We start from the raw sequence: 24,085 nt of genomic DNA on the forward strand, positions 1-24,085 counted from the left end.
AGAGCATCACCTTGCCAAGGTGAGGGTCGCCGGTTCGAATCCGGTCGTCCGCTCCGGGAGCGGCGCGCCCGACATGTGGTCGGGAGCGTCTTTTCCTGTGATGCGGGAGCATCTCCGGTGGGTTGGCCGAGAGGCGAGGCAACGGCCTGCAAAGCCGTGTACACGGGTTCGAATCCCGTACCCACCTCCGTCGACGCCCTCGGGTGTCGTCCGGGCGATTGGCGCAGCGGTAGCGCGCTTCCCTGACACGGAAGAGGTCACTGGTTCGAACCCAGTATCGCCCACCAGCACAGAAGGGCCCCGGTCGTCGGACCGGGGCCCTTCTCGCGTCCGATGCACCAGATCGCGGACCGAGGGCTCCCCGCCTAAGCGGCCGAGGAGCGGCGTCGGACGGTGTGGGGAGGTCCGTCCTGCTCTGCGGCATCGATGCATCGGCTCGTGCCCGGCCGTGGGGCAGATACGATCGTCGGCGGAGCCGGCATCGTCGGCCGGCTCGACCCGAACACAAGGAGCATTTCCGTGGCCCAGATCGCCATCACCCTCGACGGTTCCCTGCATCGCCTCGAGGAGGGGACCACGGGCACCGAGCTGTTCGCCGGAACCGCCTCGATCATCGCCCTGCGCATCGACGGCGAACTGCGAGATCTGTCCACCCTGCTCACGGACGGCCAGGTGGTCGAGGGAGTCGACCTCTCCAGCGCCGATGGCCTCTCGATCCTGCGCCACAGCGCCGCCCACGTCCTGGCCCAGGCTGTGCAGAAGGTGGACCCCGACGCCAAGCTCGGCATCGGCCCGCCCATCACCGACGGCTTCTACTACGACTTCGACGTCGCCGAGCCCTTCACCCCCGAGTCGCTCAAGGCGCTCGAGAAGGAGATGAACCGGATCGTCAAGTCCGGTCAGCGCTTCGTGCGCCGCGAGCTCACCGATGACGCCGCGCGCGCCGAGGAAACCTCCGAGCCGTACAAGCTCGAGCTGATCGGCCTGAAGTCCACCGCCGGTGACGCAGCCGAGGGCGCGAGCGTCGAGGTCGGCGAGGGCGGGCTGACCATGTACGACAACGTGGACAAGAAGGGCCAGACCGTCTGGACCGATCTCTGCCGCGGCCCGCACCTGCCCAGCACCAAGCTGATCGGCAACGGCTTCGCGCTCACCCGCTCCGCCGCCGCCTACTGGCGCGGCAGCGAGAAGAACCCGATGCTGCAGCGCGTCTACGGCACCGCATGGCCGTCCAAGGACGAGCTGCGCGCCCATCAGGAGCGCATCGCCGAGGCCGAGCGGCGCGACCACCGCCGGCTGGGCAGCGAACTGGACCTGTTCTCCTTCCCGGATGAGATCGGATCCGGTCTGCCGGTGTTCCACCCCAAGGGCGCCATGATCAAGATGGAGATGGAGGACTACTCCCGCCGCCGTCACATCGAGGCCGGCTACTCCTTCGTCTCCACCCCGCACATCACCAAGAAGAACCTCTTCGAGACCTCGAAGCACCTCGAGTGGTACGCCGAGGGCATGTACCCCCCGATGCACGTGGACGAGGAGGTCGACGGCGACGGGAACGTCACCAAGCAGGGCCAGGACTACTACCTCAAGCCCATGAACTGCCCGATGCACAACCTCGTCTACAGCTCCCGGGGCCGGTCCTATCGCGAGCTGCCGCTGCGACTGTTCGAGTTCGGCAGCGTGTACCGCTACGAGAAGTCCGGCGTGGTGCACGGGCTCACCCGTGCCCGGGGATTCACCCAGGACGACGCGCACATCTACACCACCCGGGAACAGATGAAGGAGGAGATCTCCGGGACGCTCGACTTCGTGCTCGGTCTGCTGAAGGACTACGGACTGGATGACTTCTACCTCGAGCTGTCCACCCGTGACCCCGAGAAGTCCGTCGGCGACGAGACCACCTGGGACGAAGCGACCCGCACCCTCGAGGAGGTTGCGACCGCCTCCGGTCTCGAACTGGTCCCGGACCCGGGCGGCGCCGCGTTCTACGGTCCGAAGATCTCCGTCCAGGCGAAGGACGCGATCGGACGCACCTGGCAGCTGTCCACGATCCAGCTGGACTTCTTCGAGCCCGAGCTGTTCGAGCTCGAGTACACCGCTCCCGACGGGACCCGGCAGCGCCCGGTGATGATCCACCGTGCCCTGTTCGGATCCATCGAGCGCTTCTTCGGCGTTCTCCTGGAGCACTACGCGGGGGCATTCCCGGTGTGGCTGGCTCCGGTCCAGGTCGTCGCCATCCCGGTCGCCGCCGAGTACGTCGCCTACCTCGACCAGATCGCTGCGAAGCTGCGTACCCACGGCATCCGCGTGGAGGTCGACTCCTCCGATGACCGCATGCAGAAGAAGATCCGCACCCACACCAAGGAGAAGGTGCCCTACCTGCTCATCGCGGGTGGGGAGGACCAGGCTGCGGGCGCCGTCTCCTTCCGGATGCGTGACGGCAGCCAGGACAACGGCATCGACGTCGACGAGGCGGTGCAGCGGATCGTCACCGCCGTCCAGGACAAGGTGCAGGTGTGATCGAGGCGGATCCCAGCGGCGAGCCGTCCGATGCGGACGGCTCGCCGCGCCCTGGTGCCGCGGAGGCGACCGTCGAGGACGCGCGCGGATTCGCGGGTGTCCCCGATGACACGCAGCGGCTGTGGACCCCGCACCGGATGGCGTACATCGGCGGGGAGAACAAGCCGGCCGATCCGGACGACGGGGCGCAGTGCCCCTTCTGCTCGGCTCCCGGACGCTCGGACGAGGACGCGCTGATCGTCCATCGTGGCGAGGTGGCGTACGTGATCCTGAACCTGTATCCGTACAACGCCGGTCATCTGCTGGTGTGCCCGTACCGTCACGTCGCCGACTACACGGATCTCGACGATGCCGAGGTGCAGGAGATCGCCGCGCTCACCCGCACCGCGATGCGGGTGATCCGTGAGGTCTCCCAGCCGGCCGGGTTCAACCTGGGCATGAACCAGGGCCCGGTCGCCGGGGCAGGCATCGCCGCGCATCTGCATCAGCACGTCGTGCCCCGGTGGATGGGCGATGCGAACTTCCTGCCCATCGTCGGGCGCACCAAGGCCGTCCCGATCCTGTTGGCCGATACTCGCCGGCTCTACGCCGACGCCTGGCCCTGAGCTAGCATGACCGAGGCTGCAACGCACATCGCATCATCGGGTCATCGGGGCGCGACATCTCGTCGAGACCGCGTCGGTGCCGGCCATGATCGCAGACCGCCGCAGCCAGGGGAGTGGGAGGAGACCGCAGCGATGAGCACGACCGGAGCCCCGCCGCGCCCAGCGCCGCCACCTCACGGCCAGTCCGATCCCGGCTACCGCTATGACGTCGACCGCGTGGACCCGCGTGCTCCCGGTCGCATGGGTGAGGGCACCCCTCAGAATCGGCGCCGACGCCGACCATGGGTGCGGTGGGTCGTCTTCGCCCTGTCGTTCCTGGCGCTCGCCGGTGGTGCCCTCGCGCTCTACATCTTCGTCATCCTTCCGCTGGGGTTCGGGACCTCGCTGGTGGCGTTCACCGCCGCACTGGTGCCCGTCGCCATCGTCCTGGCCGCCGTGTGGTGGCTCGACCGCTACACCCCGCAGCCCCGGATCTCCCTCGTGTACGCCTTCATCTGGGGCGCGGTCGGGTCCGTGGCCCTGACGTTCGTCATCGGCGGTCCGTTCACGACCTGGATCATGCCGAGCGAGCCCAGCGAGATCACCGCCTCGTTCCTCGGAGCGGTGGTCCAGGCTCCGGTGATCGAGGAGGCCATGAAGTGCGCCGGGATGATCGGGCTGCTCATCTGGGGTCGCCGATACATCGCCGGGCCTATCGACGGAGTCGTCTACGCGGCATTGATCGCGGGGGGATTCGCCTTCACCGAGAACATCATCTACTTCGGAAGCTCCTTCCACCAGGCGCAGGCCGCCGGAGAGGTCGCCGGGTTCTGGCAGACCTTCTTCCTGCGCGGTGTCCTCTCGCCCTTCGCCCACGTCTCCTTCACCGGGCTGTGCGGGCTCGGGCTGGGCATCGCGGCCGAGCGCCGTTCTCCGATGCTGTACTTCGGGCTCGGCATCGGGGGGCTCTCCCTGGGGATGATCCTGCACGCACTGTGGAACGGGTCCACCTTCTTCCTGCCGGTCGACCCGGAGAACCCGCTCGGTGGCTTCTTGCGCTACTACGTCTCCGTGCAGGTGCCGATCTTCGTGATCCTGGTGGCGATCGTGCTGTTCCTGCGTCTGCGGGAGCGTCGCATCCTGCGTCGCCAGCTCGCCGACTACGGGCGAGCCGGGTGGTTCGCGCCGTCGGAGGTGGACATGCTGGTCGCGATGGGCAAGCGCCGCAGGGCTGAGAAGTGGGCCGGCCGCCACGGCGCGGTCGCCCGGATGGGGATGCGCGACCTGATCCGTGCATCGATCGAGCTGGGCATGGAACGCCACAGCGTGCTGCACGGCAAGGCGTCGGCCAAGACACGACGGCGGGAGCGTGAGCTGCTTGAACGGATCACTGCGGACCGCCGCCTGCTCGGCTCGCTCACGGCCCCCGTCGTCCGCAGCTGACGCTTCTGGCGAGGGTCGGCGACCCCTGCACCTAGAATGGGACGGCACTGCGCCGGAATCCGGCGGTCGAGTCGGGAGGAGAGAGATGTCAGGGCATTCCAAGTGGGCGACCACGAAGCACAAGAAGGCCATCATCGATGCCAAGCGCGGCAAGCTGTTCGCCAAGCTGGTCAAGAACATCGAAGTCGCCGCACGAATGGGTGGCCCCGACCCGGTCGGCAACCCGACCCTCTTCGATGCCATCCAGAAGGCGAAGCGGACCTCCGTTCCCAGCGACAACATTGATCGTGCCGTCAAGCGCGGCGGCGGCCTCGACGCCGGCGCTGTCGACTACGAGACGCTGATGTACGAGGGCTATGCGCCCGGCGGCGTGGCGGTGCTGGTCGAATGCCTCACCGACAACAAGAACCGAGCCGTCTCCGAGGTGCGCCTGGCCTTCAACCGCAATGGCGGGAACATGGCCGATTCCGGTTCCGTCGCCTACCTGTTCGAGCGCAAAGGCGTCGTGACCGTTCCCAAGGGCGACCTCACCGAGGATTCCCTGCTCGAGGTCGTCCTGGACGCGGGTGCCGAGGAGATCACCGACGAGGGCGAGGCCTTCGAGATCCTCTGCGAGGCCACCGATGTGGTGGCCGTGCGCACGTCGCTGCAGGAGGCGGGCATCGAGTACGACAGTGCCGAGGCGCAGTTCGTGCCGACCATGCGCACTCCCGTCGATCTCGACGGCGCCCAGAAGGCGCTGCGACTGATCGATGCTCTCGAGGACAGCGACGACGTCCAGAACGTGTTCTCGAACCTCGACATCCCCGACGACGTCGCCGCTGCGCTCGCCGATTCCGATTCTGAGTCCGAGTGATCCGATCAGGAGCGCCCGGCCCGGAGCCTGCCGCTGGTGCACGATGACGACGCTCGGGCAGGGGAGCCCCTGATGTCCTTGAGAGTGCTCGGAGTGGATCCCGGCCTCACCCGGTGCGGCATCGGCGTGATCGATTCCACCGGCGGTCGCCGGGCCACGCTCGTCGCTGCCGGCGTGGTCCGCTCCGACTCGGAGGATCCGATCGATCAGCGCCTGCTCGCGATCGCGCGGGGCCTGCGGGCCGCCATCGAGGAGCATGCGCCCGACGTGGTCGCCGTGGAGCGGGTGTTCAGTCAGAACAACATCTCGACCGTCATGGGAACCGCCCAGGTCTCCGGCATCGCGATCCTCGAAGCGGCCGAACGCGGCATCCCGATCGCGATGCACACACCCTCCGAGGTGAAGGCGGCGGTCACCGGCAGCGGCCGGGCCGACAAGAAGCAGATCCAGACCATGCTGGTCAAGCTGCTCGGCCTCGATGCACCGCCGCAGCCCGCCGACGCGGCCGACGCCGTCGCGATCGCCCTGACACAGCTGTGGCGAGGCCCCGGGCCGGTCGCGCTGGATTCCACCGGGGGCGCGCGCACCAGTGCCCAATCGGTCTGGGCGCGTGCCGAGCGCGAAGCCCGACGCGCCCGGGAGCGCTCCACCTCCCGCCACTGATCGAACACTCGTTCTAGAGTGGGGCTGTGATCGCATCCCTGACCGGGCGAGTGGCCCGCATCGACCTTGACGCCCTGGTGGTGGACGTGGGCGGCATCGGCTACCTCGTCCGCACCACTCCCCAGGCCTTGAGCTCAACCCGCCATGGTGCCGAGCTCACCCTGCACACCGAGCTGATCGTCCGCGAGGACTCGATGACGCTGTTCGGCTTCCCCCATCAGGACGAGGCCGAGACCTTCCGGATCGTGCAGTCCGTCTCCGGTATCGGACCGCGCACCGCGCTGGCCGTGCTGGCGGTCCTCGACCCCGAGGAGCTGCGGTGGGCCGTCGCCGAGCAGGATGCCAAGACCATCGCCCGTACCCCTGGCATCGGGCCGAAGGTCGCCGGACGCATGATCCTCGAACTCGGGGGGAAGCTGCCCGCTCCCGCGGGGCCCGTGAGCTCCGCCGAGCCGGCACCGTCGACCTCAGCAGGGGCGGATGCCGACGTGATCGAAGCGCTGGTGGGTCTGGGCTGGGCGGAGAAGGGTGCGATCAACGCCGTGGAAGGGGTACGCGCCGAGGGCGGCGGAACGCTGGACGCCCCGGACCTGCTGCGCCGGGCCCTGCGCCACCTCGGGGGCAGCCGATGAGTCCGGAGGACACCGCAGGAGCTCCCGGAAGCGAGGACGCCACCGTGACCAGTGCGGAGTCCTCCCCTCCGGAGCGCACTGCGGAGGCGGTTCTGCGTCCCCGACGTCTGGACGAGTTCGTCGGCCAGCAGGTGGTGCGCGATCAGCTCTCGCTGGTGCTCGACGCGGCGTCCGCCCGCGGGCGCACTCCCGAGCACGTGCTCCTGTCCGGCCCTCCCGGGCTCGGCAAGACCACTCTGGCGATGATCATCGCCGCCGAGCTGGGTGCCGCGCTGCGCATCACCTCGGGCCCCGCCATCCAGCACGCCGGTGACCTCGCCGCGATCCTCTCCTCCCTCGATGAGGACGAGGTGCTCTTCATCGACGAGATCCACCGCCTGGCCCGACCTGCCGAGGAGATGCTCTATATCGCCATGGAGGATTTCCGGGTCGATGTCGTCGTCGGCAAAGGCGTCGGCGCCACCTCGATCCCCTTGGATCTGCCGCCGTTCACGGTGGTCGGTGCGACCACGCGCGCAGGGCTCCTTCCCGCCCCACTGCGCGATCGCTTCGGATTCATCGGTCACCTCGACTTCTACGCCCCCGAGGAGCTGCGGGAAGTCGTCCGTCGCTCCGCTGCCCGGCTCGAGGTGGACCTCGTCGAGGAGGCCGGAATCGAGATCGCCTCCCGTTCCCGCGGCACTCCGCGCATCGCGAACCGTCTGCTGCGCCGCGTGCGCGACTGGGCGCAGGTGCGCGGCACGGGCCGACTCGACCTCGGTGCTGCGAAGGAAGCCCTGCGTGTGTACGAGGTCGATGAGCGCGGGCTGGATCGCCTGGACCGTGCGGTGCTCGCCGCGCTGTGCGGTCGTTTCGCCGGTGGCCCGGTGGGACTGTCCACCCTCGCCGTGGCGGTGGGGGAGGAGATCGAGACCGTCGAGACGATGGTCGAGCCCTACCTGGTGCGCGAAGGATTCCTGCTCCGCACCCCGCGAGGTCGTGCTGCCGCACCGGCGGCATGGACGCACCTGGGGATGCAGGCGCCGGACGGTCCGGCGGGTTCCGCACCGATGCTCGGTCGCTTCTGAGCGACTCGCCACCCGTGGGGAGTTCACTCGGCATCGGCGGGTACAGTGGTGCGGTCAGTCGTCCGCGGCAGGGCCGGCTCGGAGCGTGAGCTCCCGGGCCCGTTGCTGTCCGCCGAAAGGAACCCCGTGGAATCCCTCCTGCCTCTCCTGCTCATCTTCGCGGTCATGATGCTGCCGATGCTGTTTCTGTCGAACCGCCAGAAGAAGACTCAGCAGAAGCAACGTGAGCTCGTCAGCCAGCTCGGCGTCGGCGACGAGGTGCGCACCCACTCGGGGTTCTACGGCCTGATCGTCGACTCCTTCGACGATGTCGTGATCCTCGAGTCCGAGAACGGCGCTCAGACGAAGTGGGCACGTCAGGCCATCGCCTCGGCGGTCGAGCCGACCGACGGCGCCTCGCTGGAATCGGATGACGAGGCCGATTCCGCCGACTCCACGGACGATGACCTCTCTGCAGGTGGGCGCGACTCGGATCAGGGCGCCATTCCCGGAGTGACGGTCTCCGATCCGAGCACCGAGGACCGTCGCGACCGCTGAACGGTCCGGGTGCCTTCACCCGTGCACGTGAGCTCCCGCTCTTCCTGACCCTGCCGTCGTCCAGAGGAACACTGCCCCATGCCCGCACGTCGCATCGCCCTCGCGGCCCTCGCGGTGCTGATCCTGCTGATGGGTGGCGGAATCGGTGCCGGAGTCTGGAAGGGCGGCTGGGAACCAGCCCCCAAGCTCGCCCTCGACCTCGAGGGCGGCACCCAGATCATCCTGCAGACCGAATCGCGCGATGGCGCGGCGGTCGACTCCACGGCCATGGAGCAGGCCCGTCAGATCATCAGTCAGCGCATCAACGCGATGGGCGTGGCCGAGACCGAGATCAGCATCCAGGGCGGGACGAACATCGTCATCGACGTCCCCGGACAGCTGGACCAGGAGACCTCCGAGGCGATTCGACAGACCGCGTCGATGTCCTTCCGGCCGGTTCTCGGCGTGGTGGCCCCTGAGGGCACCGAAGGGGCCCAGCCCTCCGATGGCGGTGGCGCCTCCGACGGCGGTGCCTCCGAGGATGCAGAGGGTTCGGCCGACGAGGCCTCCGCGGCTCCGGCGGACCCCTCGCAGCAGATGTTCAACGGCCCTCTCAGCGCGGACTCCTCGATGGCTCCTCCCGCGGCCCCGACCGAGGGTGAGCTGCAGTACCCCGCGTGGTCCCTGGACTGGCTGACCCCGGAGCTCCAGACCGAGCTGATGACCGCGGACTGCACGGATCCGCGTTCCCAGCAGGAGCTCGTCTCCGATGCCGCCGTCGACGAACCCGTCGTGGCCTGTGACCCCGAGGGCACGCAGAAATTCCTGCTCGGACCCGAGGTCGTCGCCGGGTCGTCGATCGCGGGTTCGTCCGTGGCGGCCGATACCAACCCCACCGGCCAGGCCACCGGGTCCTACGTCGTGAACATGAGTTTCCAGGAGGACGCCGCGAAGTCCTTCGGCGACATGACCACCGCGCTCTACAACGACGAGGGTGCGACCCGGGCTTTCGGGATCGTGCTGGACGGTCTGGTCATCTCCGCCCCGGAGGTTCAAGCTCCCTCCCCGAACGGAGAGGCCTCGATCTCCGGTGATTTCACCCAGGACGAGGCGAGCCAGCTCTCGGACCAGCTGCGCTTCGGTGCGCTTCCGCTCGAGTTCGAGGTCGCCTCCGAGCAGCAGGTCTCCGCGACCCTGGGCACCGATCAGCTGACGATGGGTCTGATCGCAGGGCTGATCGGGCTGGCACTCGTCGTGGCCTATGCGTTCCTCCAGTACCGCGCCCTGTCGATCGTGACCGTCACCAGCCTGCTGGCGATGGGGGCGCTCACCTACGGGACGCTCACCGTCCTGTCGAACATCCCCGATATCGGCTACCGCCTCTCGCTGGCCGGTGTGGTGGGCATGATCGTCGCGATCGCCTTCACCGTGGACTCGTTCATCGTCTACTTCGAGCGCGTGCGCGACGAGATCCGCGATGGCAGGGGGATCGTCGCGGCGGTGGATCATGGCTGGGATCGTGCCAAACGCACCATCCTCGCCTCGGACTCCGTCAACCTGATCGCCTCGGTCGTGCTGTATCTGCTCTCCACCGGTGGAGTGCGAGGCTTCGCCTTCGTGCTCGGTGTGACCACCCTGCTCGACCTGCTGGTCGTCTTCCTGTTCACCCACCCGATCCTGCAGGTCCTGGTCCGCAGCCGGTTCTTCGGCAAGGGGCACCCCTGGAGCGGACTCGACCCGGCGATGCTGGGGCGCAGTGTTCCGGCCTACGCGGGACGTGGGCGGGTGCGCGCACTCGACGAGCGCGGTACCTCGCAGGGAGAGGACGGACCCCGGGAACCGCTGGCCGCCCGCAAGGCGCGCCTCGCCCGAGATGCCGGGGACGACGCGAGCGGACTCGACGACACCGCTGATCACGGGCCCGCCGATCGCGAGTCCGACCCGCCAGACGACGACTCCGAGGAGACGAGCCGATGACCGCGACATTCTCCCGGTTCGGCAACGACCTCCACGCGGGTCGCCGTACCGTCCCGATCGTGCGTCGCCGACGTACCTGGTACCTGATCAGCCTCGTGGTGATCGTGATCCTCGCCGCCCTGGCCCTGCTGCGCGGCCCGAACCTCGGGATCGAGTTCACCGGCGGCTCCGAGTTCCAGGTCGCCGGTGTCTCCGACACCGAGCAGAGCACCGCTCGCGACATCGTGCGCGAGCACGTCTCGGACGGCGAACCCAAGGTGACCGTGCTCGGACAGGACACGATGCGTGTCCAGACCGAGCAGCTCGACTCCACGGAGACGGCCCTCCTGGCCGAAGAGCTCGCTGCGGCGTACGGGGTCTCCACAGCGGATGTGTCGACCTCGTACATCGGCCCGGTCTGGAGCGGGGACATCACCCAGAAGATGCTTCGCGGCGTCCTCGTGTTCCTGGTGCTCGTCGCCGCGACGATGGCGGTGTACTTCCGCAACCTCAAGGCCTCGGTCGCGGCCATGAGCGCGCTGGTCCACGACATGCTGGTGACCGCGGCGGTGTACGGCGTGGTCGGTTTCGAGATCACTCCGGGCACCGTGATCGGATTCCTCACCGTGATGGGGTACTCGCTGTACGACACCATCGTGGTCTTCGACAAGGTCCGGGAGAACACGTCCGGACTCACGGCACAGACCCGGGCCACCTTTTCCGACCAGGTGGAGCTGGCGGCGAACCAGACCCTGGTGCGCTCGATCAACACCTCCGTGGTCGCGCTGCTGCCTGTCGGGTCGATCCTGGGGATCGGTGCACTCCTGCTCGGTGCGGGAACCCTGAAGGACATCTCCCTCGCGCTGTTCATCGGCATCCTCGCCGGTACCTATTCCTCGATCTTCCTCGCCCCGGGAGTCCTCGTGGACCTGCGTCGCCGGGAGAGCGGGATCGCCGCACATACGGCTCTCGTCGCGCAGGCCCGCCGCAGCGGCGAGGTCAGCGGGGTCGCGGGCGATCGGGGCCTCGTGCGAACGGACGAGGATCCCGACGGCCTGGACACGGATGAGGATCCCGATGGCTCGGATACCGACGAGAGCCCCGAGGACACGCAGCGCGCGCGCACCGCGCCACGCGGAGGAGCCCGATGAACGAGCACATGCCCACTCCGGCACAGATCCGCGACCTGCGCGAGTCCCATATCTCCGAGTACCCGGATTTCCCGGAGCCCGGTGTCCTGTTCCGCGACATCACCCCGCTGCTGCGTGACGCCGCGGCACTGCGGTCCGTCATCCAGTACTGGAAGACTCTGCTGCCCGAGGGCATCGAGTACATCGTGGGCACCGAGGCGCGAGGTTTCGTCGTCGGGGCGCCGTTGGCGTACGAGATGGGAGCCGGCTTCGTCCCGGTGCGCAAGGCCGGCAAGCTGCCCGGGACCCCTGCCACTCTCAGCTACGAGCTCGAGTACGGCAGCGCAGTGGTCCAGATCCCGGAGGGCTCCCTCCCGGCAGGCGCCCGCACCCTCGTGGTCGACGACCTGCTCGCCACCGGTGGCACCGCCGCCGCCACCGTAGAGCTCACCCGATCGTTCGACGTCGAGCTGGTGGGGGCATCATTCCTCATCGAGCTCGAAGGGCTGCGCGGACGCGACAGGCTGCCGGACGTTCCGCTGACCACCATCTGGTCGATCCCGAACTGACTGCGCACCGCGCCACGCTGCGCCGCCTGCGCCGTCACCGTCGTCGTACCGGTTGCGCGCGCGTAGACTGATCACCCCAGCCAGGAGGTGTGCAGTGCAGGAGCCCGCATCCGAGACCACCGGAGCCGACGTCGTCGCGTCGGGCCCCGGCGCGAGTGCGCGCACTGGGTCCGAGGCCGTGTCACCATCGAAGGGCTCGGGCCAGGGCCCGCGCAAGCCTCGTTCCCGGCTGTCGTTCTTCTCCTCCCGCTCGGGTTCTCCCATGGACCCGCTGCTCGCGCCGCTGCTGGAGACGATGGCCGCGGTCAGCCCGAAGGAGAGCCTGGTGCTCATCCAGCGGGCCTACACCGTCGCCGAGCGTGCCCACCGCGGGCAGACCCGCAAGAGCGGCGACCCCTACATCACCCACCCGGTGTCGGTGGCGACCATCCTCGCGGAGCTCGGGTCGCCCGCTGACGTCGTCGCTGCAGCCCTGCTGCATGACACGGTCGAGGACACCGACTACTCACTCGAGAGGCTCCGCACAGAGTTCGGCGAGGTCATCGCCGTGATGGTCGACGGCGTCACCAAGCTCGACAAGGTCACGTACGGAGAGGCCGCCCAGGCCGAGACCGTGCGCAAGATGATCGTGGCGATGAGTCGTGACGTGCGCGTGCTGCTGATCAAGCTCGCCGACCGGCTGCACAATGCACGCACCTGGAAGTACGTCCCCGCCGTCTCCGCCGAGCGGAAGGCCAAGGAGACCCTCGAGATATACGCCCCGCTCGCGCACCGCTTGGGCCTGAACACGATGAAGTGGGAGCTGGAGGACCGCTCCTTCCAGGTCCTGTACCCGAAGGTGTACGAGGAGATCGTCTCGCTGGTCGCCCAGCACGCCCCCGCTCGCGACCAATACCTCCAGACGGTGTCCACCCGGATCCTCGACGACCTCAAGAAGGCGAAGATCAAGGCGGAGGTCACCGGGCGCCCCAAGCACTACTACTCGATCTACCAGAAGATGATCGTGCGAGGTCGCGACTTCGCCGATATCTACGACCTGGTCGGGGTCAGGGTCCTGGTCGACACGGTGCGGGACTGCTACGGGGTGCTGGGGACTCTTCATGCGCGGTGGTCGCCGGTACAGGGACGCTTCAAGGACTACATCGCCCTGCCGAAGTTCAACCTGTACCAGTCGCTGCACACCACGGTCATCGGTCCCACCGGGAAGCCGGTCGAGGTGCAGATCCGCACCAAGGAGATGCACCGTCGCGCGGAGTACGGAGTCGCAGCGCACTGGAAGTACAAGGCGATGGCCGGTGGCGCCAGCAGCGCGGACCCCAAGCCGGCCAGCAACGAGGCGGCGTGGCTGCGCCAGCTCATGGACTGGCAGAAGGAGACCACGGACTCCGGCGAGTTCCTGGACTCGCTGCGATTCGAGATCAACACGCAGGAGGTGTACATCTTCACCCCGAAGGGTGATGTGCTGGCCCTCCCGCAGGGGTCCACGCCTGTCGACTTCGCATATTCGGTGCACACCGAGGTCGGGCATCGCACGATCGGTGCACGGGTCAACGGTCGCCTGGTGTCGCTGGAGTCGGCGCTGTCCACCGGGGACGTCGTGGAGGTGTTCACCTCGAAGTCCCCCGACGCCGGCCCCAGTCGGGACTGGCTGGGATTCGTCAAGTCTCCACGTGCCCGCAGCAAGATCCGGCACTGGTTCACCAAGGAGCGACGCGAGGAGGCGCTGGACCGCGGCAAGGAGGACCTCGCCAAGGCGCTGCGTCGCCAGGATCTGCCCATGCGTCGTCTGCTGACGCACGACACGCTCGCCACGGTCGCCTCCGATCTGAACCTGCCCTCGGTGGATTCGCTGTACACCTCGATCGGTGAGGGGCACACCGGCGCCCAGCACGTGGTGGAGAAGCTGCGGGCGGTCTTCGGCGGCTCGGACGGCGCCGAGGAGGACGTGGCAGAGATGACGCTGCCCTCCCGGGTGCGGTCACGTCCCAGCCGTGGGGACAGGCATACCTCGGAGACCGACCAGGGCGTTCTGGTCGACGGGCAGACGGACCTCTGGGTGAAGCTCGCCAAGTGCTGTGCCCCCGTCCCCGGGGACCCGATCGTCGGCTTCGTCACCCGCGGATCCGGGATCTCCGTGCACCACACCGACTGCTCCAACGCGATTCAGCTGCAGGAGCAGCAGCCGGATCGCATCGTCGACGTGAAATGGTCCGGTCGCCACAGCACCGCCTATCTCGTCCACATCAAGGTCGAAGCCCTTGATCGGCCGCGCCTGCTCACGGATCTCGCGCTGGTGATCTCGGAACAGCAGGTGAATCTCCATTCGGCCTCCGCGCAGTCGAACACGGATCGCCTGGCAGCGACGTTCTTCTCCTTCGAACTCGCGGATCCGTCCCATCTGCAGTCCGTGCTGGCCCAGGTCAGACGGGTCGAAGGCGTCTACGACGTCTACCGGGTCACCGCGGACGGGAAGCCCGTCGGCTCCGGCGAGCCCCTCACGACAGGCTGACCACGATCTCGGGCAGGGCGACCCGGGACCCTCGTGCGCCGCGGGCGCGATGCGGAGGACGTCACGCCGCCTGAGCAGCCGGTCCCAGCAGTCGCCCTACGCGGTCGCGCGCCGCTCGGGCCCCTGGATGGCGCTCCAAGTCGGCCAGATGTCTCCGGATCGCGGCCTCGGTGACGTGCCCGCTGTCCACGAGTGCGTGCAGAGCAGGCCCTGCGACAGGATCCGGAGTGAAGCGCAGCAGGTCGACGGCGGTGCGCAGCGGCCGGGTGACCGGCGCGCCGCCGATGGTCTCCACCTCGCGTGGTTGCAGGCGGGCGGTGCGCACCGTCACCCCCGGGATCGATCCGCGATGCGCCGGTGAGAGGAGCTCGGCAGGTGCGGGAGGATCACCGCCCAGCACCACCCAGGCGGCGGACGGGCCGGCGACGACGTGATAGGACTGCAGCCTGCCGCCCAGGGCGCATCCCAGCGCGAGGGTGCGATGCACTGCTGTTCCCAGGAGATCCGGAGGCAGGAAGATCCCGGGCAGCAGCCGGGACAGCAGTCTCTCCTCGACCATGGCCCAGGCGGAGGGGGTCTCGTCCCATCGCTCGAGGTGCGCTCCGAGGGGTACGGCGAGCTCGGCAGCATGATGGGACCACGCGGCACAGAGCCCGGTGCGCGGGGGAGGAGGAGCCCCGATCGTGCGAGATGCCGTGATGAGGTTCCGCCGCGGCGATCGCGTCACTCTGCTGGCGTTGGTCATGCCCCGACTCTGGCCTGCTCCGGCACGGACGGCAATCGCCCCGCCTGTCACTGTGGACAGGCGGGGCGGTGGAGGAACGATCTGATTCCCGTCCCAGTCCCGGTCCCGCGCGTTGCGGGCTCGGAGGACCGGGGGCAATCAGCCGAAGTCGCGCGCAGAGCGCTCGATCACGGCGAGCCACTCCTTGCGCGCTTCGAGCGCGGACTCCGCCGCAGCGATCTGCGTCGGATCACCACCGGCGCGAGCCTTGTCCAGAGCCTCTTCGTACGAGGCGATCGCCGAATGGAGCTGCGAGGACGCGCCCTCGACCCGGGCGCGGGTACGAGGGTCGGTGCGGCGCCATTCCTCCTGCTCGGCGCCCTTCACGGAACGCTCGATGCCGCGAAGACGGTCATCGACGCGACGCATGTCCGCGCGCGGGACCTTTCCGGCTTCTTCCCACCGGTCCTGAATCGAGCGGAGCGTCGCCTTGGCGGCGTCGAGATCCTTGGCCGGGTCGATGGCCTCGGCCTCGACGAGCAGCGACTCCTTGACCTCGAGATTCTTGCGCTGTTCTGCCTCGGTCTCGTGGAGATCGGCGTTACGCGCCGTGAAGAATCGATCCTGGGCGGCCTTGAACCGCTTCCACTGCGCGTCGTCCTTCTTGCGGCCGCCGCGGGGGGCATTGCGCCACTGGTCCATCAGGTCCTTGTAGGCCCGGACCGTCGGCCCCCAATCCGTGGAGTCCTGCATCTCCTCAGCGCTGGCGATCAGCTTCTCCTTGATCGCCGCAGCCTCGGTGTGCTTCTCGTCGAGCTGGGAGAAGAACTGCTTGCGCATCCGATCGAAGGTCGCCCGAGCCGCCGAGAGCCGCTTCCACAGCGCCTCCTCGGTGGGACGGTCCAGGGACACGTCCTGCGTCTGCATCTGCTTCCAGTTCGGCACCATCTGCCGCATGGTCTCCCCGGCGTTCTTCCAGGAGATCTGCTCCGGCTCCGTCGCGACCAGGGCTTCGATGGATTCGACGAACTCGGTACGGCGGCGGGTGGCGTCCGAGCGCTCGTCGGCACGCTTCGCCTCGAGCGCCTGGATCTTCCCCTTGGCGTTCTCTCGCAGCTCGTTCGCCCGCGCCCGGAGAGCCGGGATGTCACCGACCACCTGGGGTTCCTTCATGTTCTTGCGAAGGTTCTCGAGCAGTCGGTTGAGTTCGTTCTGCGTGTGCTCGGGAGCATTGAGCGTCGTCTGCGTGAGATCGAGGAATGCGACCAGGTCGAGGTACCCGCGGGCATAGGGCTCCAGCGCCTGGTCATGGTCCGACTCCGTCGTGGTGCCGATCGTGCGCACCTGGGTGCCGTCCTGGACGGTGACGCTGCCGTCCTCGAGGACCGTGCCGAACGTCTTCGCGGCGCTGAGCTGCTCGGCGTCGTATTCGGTGACCGGCGGGGCCACCGGGAGCAGGGCGGCGCTGGGCTTCTTGCCGGCCAGGACCGCGGGGGAGGGCACGGCGGGCTTGTGACCCGGTGCCGGGTGCGGCGTCGGGCGCGGGGACGGCACCGGTGTGGCCGGTGCGGGGTCCTCAGCACTGGGGATCGGGGGAGAACCCTCGGCCTCCCCGGTCGTGGCGGCCTCGGGCTCACGGCTCGGCGCGCGCTGCTCCGGGACCGGCACCGACTCGGGTGTCTGCGGCGGTTCGGCCGCGGGGGCAGGCTCCGCTGCGGGGGCCGCGTCAGCTGCGGGAGCCGGCTCGGCTGCCGGGGCCGCCTCGGCCACGCGTGCGGGCTCCGAGCCGCTATCCGTCGTGGCCGCTGGTGCAGATTCCTCGGGGGCGGCGCTGTCGGCACCCGCCGGCTGATCGGGAGCCGAGGACTGCTCGGGAGCTGTCTGCTGATCAGGCTCGGGCGACTGATCGAGCGTCGGATCAGGGGCCTGATCGTCGGGGTTGGACGCGGGGAGGGGAGTCTCGGACTCGCTCACGATTGAGCTCCTTCGAAGGGATCCGCTGCAGGGCGGGACACTGCCGCCACGATCGGCGGCCGGGCAAGCACATGGACACGTCCCGGCGATCGGTGCGCACCACGTCCCGGAACTCTACAGTGACCGGTGCATCGTCATCGCCCTGTCCGGCGGCGACCACCGTGCTGCTGGTCGGGGATAATGGAACGTCCACCACTCCTGCTGACGACCCTGTGAAGGATGTGCACCGCATGGCGAAGACCCCGAAGAATTCTCGTCTGTCCGGATTCCCCGAGTGGCTCCCCGCCGAGCGCCTCGTCGAGCAGCACGTGATGGACGTGTTCCGCGAGATCGCCGAGCTCCACGGGTTCTCCGGCATCGAGACGCGCGCGGTCGAGCCCCTCGAGCAGCTGCTGCGCAAGGGCGAGATCGACAAGGAGGTGTATGTCCTGCGGCGACTGCACGCCGAGGAGGACTCGGACGACTCCGCGTCGGATCCCGCCCGCACGCTGGGCCTGCACTTCGACCTCACCGTGCCGCTGGCTCGCTATGTGCTCGAGCACCAGAACGATCTGGTGTTCCCCCTGCGTCGTTTCCAGATCCAGAAGGTATGGCGCGGGGAACGCCCCCAGGATGGTCGCTTCCGCGAGTTCTACCAGGCCGATCTCGACATCATCGGCCAGGATTCCCTGCCCGGGCACATCGAGGCCGAGGTCGCGGTGGTGATGGCCGAGATCCTCGACCGCCTTCCGCTGCCGCAGGTCACCATCCACGCCAATACTCGTCGACTCTCGGAGGGCTTCTTCCGGTCCCTCGGTCTCGAGGATCACGCGGCGGTGCTGCGCACCCTCGACAAGCTGCCCAAGATCGGCGCCGACAGAGCGCGCGAGCTGCTCCTGGCAGAGACCGGGGCGACCACGGAGCAGGCTCAGGCCTGCCTGGATTTCGCCTCGATCCGCACTCGTGATGCGTCGTTCGCCGATCGTGTGCGCGAGCTCGGCGGCAGTGGCGAGATGGTCGAGCAGGGGATCGCCGAGCTCACCGCCGTCATGGAGCGGGTCGAGGCCGCTGTGCCCGGCGTGATCATGGCGGATCTGTCCATCGCCCGCGGCCTGGACTACTACACCGGCACCGTCTTCGAGAGCTTCATGTCCGGTCACGAGAGCCTCGGCTCGATCTGCTCCGGTGGTCGCTACGACTCCCTGGCCGCTGACAACCGCCATTCCTACCCCGGCGTCGGGCTCTCGATCGGCCTCTCGCGTCTGGTCTCCCGGATGCTGTCGGCAGATCTGGTCAGGGCTACCCGTGCGGTGCCGACCTGTGTGCTGGTCTCCGTCTCCGACGAAGAGTCCAGACACCTCAGCGAGGCGATCGCCCGGGACCTGCGCGGTCGTGGCATCTCCTGCGAGATCGCCCCCACGGCGGCGAAGTTCGGCAAGCAGATCCGGTACGCCGATCGTCGGGGGATCCCGTTCGTGTGGTTCCCCGGGTCGGAGGGGGAGCCGGGCGAGGTCAAGGACATCCGCTCCGGTGAGCAGGTCGCCGCCGAGTCCGGCACCTGGGCGCCCTCGGAGGAGGATCGTGCGGTGCGCATCCTCGCGACCGGCGCGGAACAGCCCTGATCGAGCGCATGAACTGAATCACACTGCGGCGTCGAGGGAATGATCCTCGGCGCCGCAGCGTTCCAGGGGTCATGGCTACCGTCACCCTGACCGCAGAGAACCACGACACGACCGTCGAGGACGGCATCGTCCTGATCGACTTCTGGGCGGGCTGGTGCGTACCGTGCCAGCGCTTCGCCCCCATCTTCGAGGAGTCCTCGGAGACCCACGAGGACGTCACCTTCGCCAAGGTGGACACCGAGGACCAGCAGCAGCTGGCGATGCGCTACGGCGTGACCTCGATCCCGACCCTGGTCGCCTACCGCGAGGGCATTCCGGTGTTCTCGCAGGCCGGCGCCCTGCCGCAGTCGGCCCTCGAGGACCTCATCGGCCAGGTCCAGAACCTGGACATGGACGAGGTCCGCAAGGCCTACGCCGAAGCGCAGGAGACCGACCAGAAGGCCTGACGCCCGAGGCAGTCCTCCAGGACGACGAGAAGGCCCCTGCTCCGAATGCTCGGAGCAGGGGCCTTCTCTCAGTCCGCAGTCAGCGGCGAGCCTCTCAGCTGCCGGTGGGGCGGCGGAAGCTCTTCCGCTTCGTGTCGTGGCGGGAGTTGCGGTCCCCGTCCTGGCGGCCGCCACGGTCGCTGCCGTGGCTGCTGTGAGCGCCCTTGCCGCCGCGGGGCCCGTTGTCCGGGCTGATGCGCAGGGACCGGCCGCCGACTCGGGCCTTGGCGATGCGGTCGATCTGCTCCTCGTCGAGGGAACCCCGGATCTGCACCAGCGCGAAGCTGGGGAAGATCTGGATCTTGCCGACGTCCTTGCCGTTCAGGCCACCTTCACCGGTGATGGCTCCGACGATGGCCGGCGGTCGTGCACCGTGGGTGTGGCCCACGCCGATCTTGTACGAGGTGTAGCCATGCTCGGTCTGCACCTCGCCACGGGGACCCTGGTCGCGGTCGCCGCGGGAGCGGTCCTCTCCGCTGGAGAGCTTCGCAGTGAAGTCCGCCTCCTCGGTGGCGGTGCCGGGGCCGTCATCCCCCACGGTCATCGCGCCGAGCACGGCGGCGAGCTCGAGCGGATCGACGTCGTTCTCCGCGACGAACTCGCTGATCTGCTCGCGGTAGAGCTCCAAGCGACCGCGCCCGATGCGCTCAGGAACCTGGGTGAGCAGCTCCGCCAGGCGGTGCTTGGACACGTCGCGGGGCGACGGGATGACCGCCTCCTCGAGGGTCTGCTTGGTGACGCGCTCGATGTTCTTCAGCGTCCGGCGCTCGTGGGGGCCGATGAAGGTCAGGGCCTCACCGGAGCGTCCGGCGCGACCGGTGCGGCCGACGCGGTGGACGTAGGCGTCGGGCTCGCGCGGCACGTCGAAGTTCACGACCAGACCGATGCGCTCGACGTCGAGGCCGCGGGCGGCGACGTCGGTCGCGACGAGCACCTGGAGCGATCCGTCACGCAGGCGCTCGATGATCTTCTCGCGCTCCTTCTGAGGCACATCACCACTGATGGATGCGGCGACCAGGCCGCGCGAGACGAGCGCCGAGCCGACCTCCTCCGCCGCGGCGCGGGTACGCACGAAGACGATGGCGGCTTCGGCCTCCGAGGTCGCGAGCACGCGGGCGAGGGCGCCGGTGCGATGCCGGAAGGGGACCACTGCGTAGGTCTGGTGGACGCTCTTGACCGTGGAGGACTGCGCGGACACGCTCACGCGCACCGGGTCCTTCATGTGGTTCTGGGCGACGCGCTGGATGGCCGACGGCATGGTCGCGGAGAACAGGGCGATCTGACGGCTGGCGGGGGAGTGGGACAGGATCTCCTCGACGTCCTCCGCGAAGCCCATGCGCAGCATCTCGTCGGCCTCGTCGAGGACGGAGAAGCGGATGGAGTCCAGGCGCAGGTTGGTGCGACGCATGTGGTCCATCACGCGGCCGGGGGTGCCGACCACGACCTGTGCACCGCGCGCGAGGGCACGCTCCTGCGGGCCGTACGGGGACCCGCCGTACAGGGCGATCACGTCGAGGCCGCCGATCGCGGTGGCGAAGGAGGAGATCGCATCGGCGACCTGCATCGCGAGCTCGCGAGTCGGGGCGAGGACCAGGGCCTGCACCTGACGCAGCGAAGGATCGACCGCGGCGAGCAGAGGGAGGCCGAAGGCGGCGGTCTTGCCGGTGCCGGTCTGCGCGACGCCGATCACGTCACGGCCCTCGAGCAGCGGCGGGATCGTGCGGGACTGGATCGCGGACGGGACGGTGAAGCCGAGCTCGTCGACCGCCCGACGCAGTGCGGGAGGCAGGGCGATGTCATCGAAGCTGGGCTCCGCAGGGGTGTCGGACTTCGTCGGCGTCTGGGGGGCCGCGGACTCGACCGGTGCTGCGGACTTCGCCGTCTGAGTCTCTGCGGTGGTCTCTGCTGCCGGGGCGGTGCCGTCGACGTTCTCCTCAGCTGCGGGAGCGGCAGCAGATTCGAGGTTCTGGGCAGGGGCGGTGTCAGTCATAACGTCCTTTGAAGGGTGGGAGAAAACAGGAAGCCCTCGCAGGTCGCAGGGCGTGAGTGCCCTGGCAGATCGCGGTGTGAGACGCGCACGGTATGAACAGCGCAGCACGAGCGACAACGGGCTCGAAAGACCCGCAATACCGCAGGTCGGACAAGGTCTGAGTCTACGGGTGACAGGGCCGGGAGGACAGAGGGCCGTGCGCGAGATCGCTCACCCTGCGCGGTACGCTGTGGAGTCCGCGCCCCCGGGCGCGGAGGACTGCGGTCCACCCTCACGGGCGGACCGGCCCTGCCCCCATCGACTTACTGTGAAGGACACCTCGTGCTGCGCACCCATTCCGCCGGCGCGCTCCGCTCGGAGCACATCGGACAGACCGTCACCCTTACCGGCTGGATCGGCCGTCGCCGTGACCACGGCGGCGTGACGTTCCTCGATCTGCGCGATGCGAGCGGCGTCGCCCAGGTGGTGGTCCGTGAGGACGATGCCCTGCACCTGCGCAACGAGTACGTGCTGAAGGTGGTCGGCACGGTGGGTCGCCGACCGCAGGGCAACGAGAACCCGCTGCTGCCCACCGGTGACATCGAGGTCACCGCGGATCAGGTCGAGGTGCTGAGCACCTCGGCGCCCTTGCCGTTCCAGCTCGACGAGCACTCCGAGGTCGGCGAAGAGGCACGCCTGCACTACCGCTACCTGGACCTGCGCCGGCAGGGACCGGCCGCGGCGCTGCGACTGCGCTCCGACGTGAACCGCGCCGCGCGCGACACCCTGCTCGATCAGGGCTTCCTCGAGGTCGAGACGCCGACCCTGACCCGCTCCACCCCGGAGGGCGCGCGTGACTTCCTGGTGCCCGCGCGTCTCGCACCCGGATCGTGGTACGCGCTGCCGCAGTCCCCGCAGCTGTTCAAGCAGCTGCTGATGGTCGGTGGCGTCGAGAAGTACTTCCAGCTCGCCCGCTGCTACCGCGACGAGGACTTCCGTGCGGACCGTCAGCCCGAGTTCACCCAGCTCGACGTCGAGATGAGCTTCGTGGACCAGGAGGACGTCCTCGCCCTGGCCGAAGAGATCCTCACCGCGGTGTGGGCCAAGGGCGGCCACCAGGTCACCACCCCGTTCCCCCGCATCACCTATGCCGAGTCGATGCGCCGCTTCGGCTCCGACAAGCCGGACCTCCGCTTCGACCTCGAGCTGGTCGAGATGACGGAATACTTCCAGGACACCCCCTTCCGCGTCTTCCAGTCGCCCTACGTCGGGGCGATCGTCATGACCGGGGGCGCGTCTCAGCCGCGCCGTCAGCTCGATGCGTGGCAGGAATGGGCCAAGCAGCGCGGCGCCAAGGGCCTCGCGTACGTCCTCGTCCAGGAGGACGGCACGTTGACCGGGCCGGTCTCCAAGAACATCTCCGAGGCGGAGAAGAGCGGCCTCCTGGAGGCGACCGGCGCTGCCGTGGGTGACTGCATCTTCTTCGCGGCCGGCGAGGTGAAGGCATCCCGCGCCCTGCTCGGCGCGGCCCGCAACGAGATCGCAGAGCGACTGGGACTCATCGACCGCGACGCGTTCGCGTTCGTGTGGGTCGTGGACGCACCGATGTTCGAGCCCGCCGCGGAGGCTCGCGCCGCCGGGGACGTCGCTGTGGGCGAGGGCTCCTGGACTGCTGTCCATCACGCCTTCACGTCACCGAAGCCGGAGTTCATGGACTCCTTCGACACGGATCCGGACTCGGCCCTCGCGTACGCCTACGACATCGTGTGCAACGGCAACGAGATCGGTGGCGGCTCGATCCGTATCCACGACCAGTCCGTGCAGCAGCGCGTCTTCTCGGTCATGGGTATCAGCGAGGAGGATGCGCAGGAGAAGTTCGGCTTCCTGCTCGATGCCTTCCAGTTCGGAGCCCCGCCCCACGGCGGCATCGCGTTCGGCTGGGACCGGATCGTCGCCCTGCTCGCCGGGGAGGACTCCATCCGCGAAGTCATCGCCTTCCCCAAGACCGGAAACGGCTACGACCCGCTGACCGCGGCGCCCGCGCCCATCACCCCGCAGCAGCGCAAGGAAGCCGGGGTCGACGCCAAGTCGGCCTCGCGCAGCGAGAAGCGCGACGGGGAGAGGGCCGACGGCAGGACGAGAGACGGGGCGGACACGACCGCCTGAGAGCTCTCCATGCCCGAGAACGGCCCACGCGATCCGTCGCGTGGGCCGTTCTCATCGGACAGGGCAGCCATCGTTGCGGCTGACGGGCACGGCGGCAGTCGGAACTGTTCCGTGCAGAGGTCGGATCAGCGAGGCGTCTCGCCGTGCTTGACCTGGGCGCGGGGGAGCCGGAAACGGCGGATCTGGATCGCGCGCATGATTCCGTAGCCGACCAGACCACCGCTGACGGAACCGAACTCCTCCGTGATGCGCTTGCGCAGATGGCGGCGCAGGAGGAACGAATCGATCACGCAGACGAGGATGCCGCCCCACAGCACGACGATCATCCCCGTGCTCATCGCGAGGTACAGGTCCGGTCGGAGCAGCGGCATGATCAAGGCGACCAGCATGAAGATCAACGCGATCGGGAAGAAGTACTCGGCCACATTCCGCCGGGAGTCGACGAGATCCCGTACGAGGCGGCGCTCCGGCCCTCGATGCTGCAGCGGCATCTTCTTCTCGTCACCGGTCATCAGCGCTTGCTGGGACTCCGCCCGCTCCTTGGCGGCTCGTTGGCGGTCCCGCTTGCGAGCCTCCTTGCGGTCGTCGACCACGAGGGGTCGCCGACGGGCCGCCTCGGCCTCCTTGCGCGTACGGGTGGGCCGGCCCTTGGAGCCGGGGCGCGCTGGCTGCTCCGGCTCGGGGCTCTTGGGAGTCTCAGACTTGCGGAAGATCACCGTGG

At 68.7% G+C, this 24,085-nt stretch carries 19 protein-coding genes and 2 tRNA genes; 17 read left to right on the forward strand and 4 right to left on the reverse strand.

The window, feature by feature from the left end; translation table 11 throughout:
* Positions 1-116 precede the first annotated feature (116 nt).
* The 14 genes from INT51_RS16185 to INT51_RS16250 all read left to right on the forward strand — a co-directional run bounded on the left by INT51_RS16185 (position 117) and on the right by INT51_RS16250 (position 14,445).
* Positions 117-187 (forward strand) — tRNA-Cys (locus INT51_RS16185).
* Between the two features lie 25 nt (positions 188-212).
* Positions 213-287, forward strand: a tRNA-Val gene (locus INT51_RS16190).
* 232 nt (positions 288-519) lie between these two features.
* Positions 520-2,520, forward strand: coding sequence for a threonine--tRNA ligase (gene thrS, locus INT51_RS16195; RefSeq protein ID WP_193106376.1), 2,001 nt, complete (start codon positions 520-522; stop codon positions 2,518-2,520).
* A 119-nt stretch (positions 2,521-2,639) separates the two neighbouring features.
* Positions 2,640-3,125, forward strand: coding sequence for an HIT domain-containing protein (locus tag INT51_RS16200; RefSeq protein ID WP_226985823.1), 486 nt, complete (start codon positions 2,640-2,642; stop codon positions 3,123-3,125).
* A gap of 132 nt (positions 3,126-3,257) precedes the next feature.
* Positions 3,258-4,547 (forward strand): PrsW family intramembrane metalloprotease, encoded by a 1,290-nt coding sequence (locus INT51_RS16205; protein WP_193106377.1) that lies wholly within the window; start codon positions 3,258-3,260, stop codon positions 4,545-4,547.
* A gap of 85 nt (positions 4,548-4,632) precedes the next feature.
* Positions 4,633-5,403 (forward strand): YebC/PmpR family DNA-binding transcriptional regulator, encoded by a 771-nt coding sequence (locus INT51_RS16210; protein WP_193106378.1) that lies wholly within the window; start codon positions 4,633-4,635, stop codon positions 5,401-5,403.
* 72 nt (positions 5,404-5,475) lie between these two features.
* Positions 5,476-6,066 carry a crossover junction endodeoxyribonuclease RuvC gene (gene ruvC / locus INT51_RS16215; RefSeq protein WP_193106379.1) on the forward strand — a complete coding sequence of 197 codons (591 nt, stop codon included), beginning with the start codon at positions 5,476-5,478 and terminating at the stop codon, positions 6,064-6,066.
* Positions 6,067-6,092: 26 nt separating this feature from the next.
* Entirely contained in the window at positions 6,093-6,698 is a 606-nt protein-coding gene (gene ruvA / locus INT51_RS16220; protein ID WP_193106380.1) for a Holliday junction branch migration protein RuvA, read from the forward strand.
* Positions 6,695-7,765, forward strand: a complete 1,071-nt coding sequence (ruvB, locus tag INT51_RS16225) for a Holliday junction branch migration DNA helicase RuvB (protein WP_193106381.1) — start codon at positions 6,695-6,697, stop codon at positions 7,763-7,765. Before ruvA ends, ruvB begins: the two co-directional genes overlap by 4 nt.
* A gap of 126 nt (positions 7,766-7,891) precedes the next feature.
* Positions 7,892-8,302 carry a preprotein translocase subunit YajC gene (gene yajC, locus INT51_RS16230; RefSeq protein WP_304502223.1) on the forward strand — a complete coding sequence of 137 codons (411 nt, stop codon included), beginning with the start codon at positions 7,892-7,894 and terminating at the stop codon, positions 8,300-8,302.
* 78 nt (positions 8,303-8,380) lie between these two features.
* On the forward strand, positions 8,381-10,258 hold the full coding sequence (gene secD / locus INT51_RS16235; protein ID WP_193106382.1) for a protein translocase subunit SecD: 1,878 nt from the start codon (positions 8,381-8,383) through the stop codon (positions 10,256-10,258).
* The gene (gene secF, locus INT51_RS16240) at positions 10,255-11,388 is read left to right on the forward strand and encodes a protein translocase subunit SecF (protein WP_193106383.1); all 1,134 of its coding nucleotides are present in this window, start codon (positions 10,255-10,257) and stop codon (positions 11,386-11,388) included. Before secD ends, secF begins: the two co-directional genes overlap by 4 nt.
* The gene (locus INT51_RS16245) at positions 11,385-11,936 is read left to right on the forward strand and encodes an adenine phosphoribosyltransferase (protein WP_193106384.1); all 552 of its coding nucleotides are present in this window, start codon (positions 11,385-11,387) and stop codon (positions 11,934-11,936) included. The genes secF and INT51_RS16245 overlap by 4 nt, the downstream gene beginning before the upstream one ends.
* 262 nt (positions 11,937-12,198) lie before the next feature.
* Positions 12,199-14,445: a bifunctional (p)ppGpp synthetase/guanosine-3',5'-bis(diphosphate) 3'-pyrophosphohydrolase gene (locus INT51_RS16250; RefSeq protein WP_226985826.1), complete on the forward strand. Its 2,247-nt coding sequence runs from the start codon at positions 12,199-12,201 to the stop codon at positions 14,443-14,445.
* Between the two features lie 61 nt (positions 14,446-14,506).
* Here INT51_RS16250 and INT51_RS16255 read toward each other — a convergent pair whose 3' ends face one another.
* Complete coding sequence (locus tag INT51_RS16255) at positions 14,507-15,190, reverse strand: hypothetical protein (RefSeq protein WP_193106386.1); 684 nt, start codon at positions 15,188-15,190, stop codon at positions 14,507-14,509.
* 138 nt (positions 15,191-15,328) lie between these two features.
* Entirely contained in the window at positions 15,329-17,143 is a 1,815-nt protein-coding gene (locus tag INT51_RS22750; RefSeq protein ID WP_193106387.1) for a DUF349 domain-containing protein, read from the reverse strand.
* A gap of 230 nt (positions 17,144-17,373) precedes the next feature.
* On the opposite strand from INT51_RS22750, the gene hisS reads away from it, so the two are divergent.
* Positions 17,374-18,744 carry a histidine--tRNA ligase gene (gene hisS, locus INT51_RS16265; protein ID WP_193106388.1) on the forward strand — a complete coding sequence of 457 codons (1,371 nt, stop codon included), beginning with the start codon at positions 17,374-17,376 and terminating at the stop codon, positions 18,742-18,744.
* A gap of 71 nt (positions 18,745-18,815) precedes the next feature.
* Positions 18,816-19,190: a thioredoxin gene (gene trxA / locus INT51_RS16270; RefSeq protein ID WP_193106389.1), complete on the forward strand. Its 375-nt coding sequence runs from the start codon at positions 18,816-18,818 to the stop codon at positions 19,188-19,190.
* A gap of 94 nt (positions 19,191-19,284) precedes the next feature.
* On the opposite strand, the gene INT51_RS16275 is transcribed toward trxA, so the two are convergent.
* Positions 19,285-21,219 (reverse strand): DEAD/DEAH box helicase, encoded by a 1,935-nt coding sequence (locus INT51_RS16275; protein ID WP_193106390.1) that lies wholly within the window; start codon positions 21,217-21,219, stop codon positions 19,285-19,287.
* Positions 21,220-21,540: 321 nt separating this feature from the next.
* Here INT51_RS16275 and aspS point away from each other — a divergent pair, with 321 nt between their 5' ends.
* The gene (gene aspS, locus INT51_RS16280; protein WP_193106391.1) at positions 21,541-23,364 is read left to right on the forward strand and encodes an aspartate--tRNA ligase; all 1,824 of its coding nucleotides are present in this window, start codon (positions 21,541-21,543) and stop codon (positions 23,362-23,364) included.
* A gap of 125 nt (positions 23,365-23,489) precedes the next feature.
* On the opposite strand, the gene INT51_RS16285 is transcribed toward aspS, so the two are convergent.
* The gene (locus INT51_RS16285; RefSeq protein WP_193106392.1) at positions 23,490-24,080 is read right to left on the reverse strand and encodes a DUF3043 domain-containing protein; all 591 of its coding nucleotides are present in this window, start codon (positions 24,078-24,080) and stop codon (positions 23,490-23,492) included.
* Between the last annotated feature and the right edge of the window lie 5 nt (positions 24,081-24,085).

Source organism: Brachybacterium sp. FME24 (assembly GCF_014897705.1).
GTDB lineage: Bacteria > Actinomycetota > Actinomycetes > Actinomycetales > Dermabacteraceae > Brachybacterium.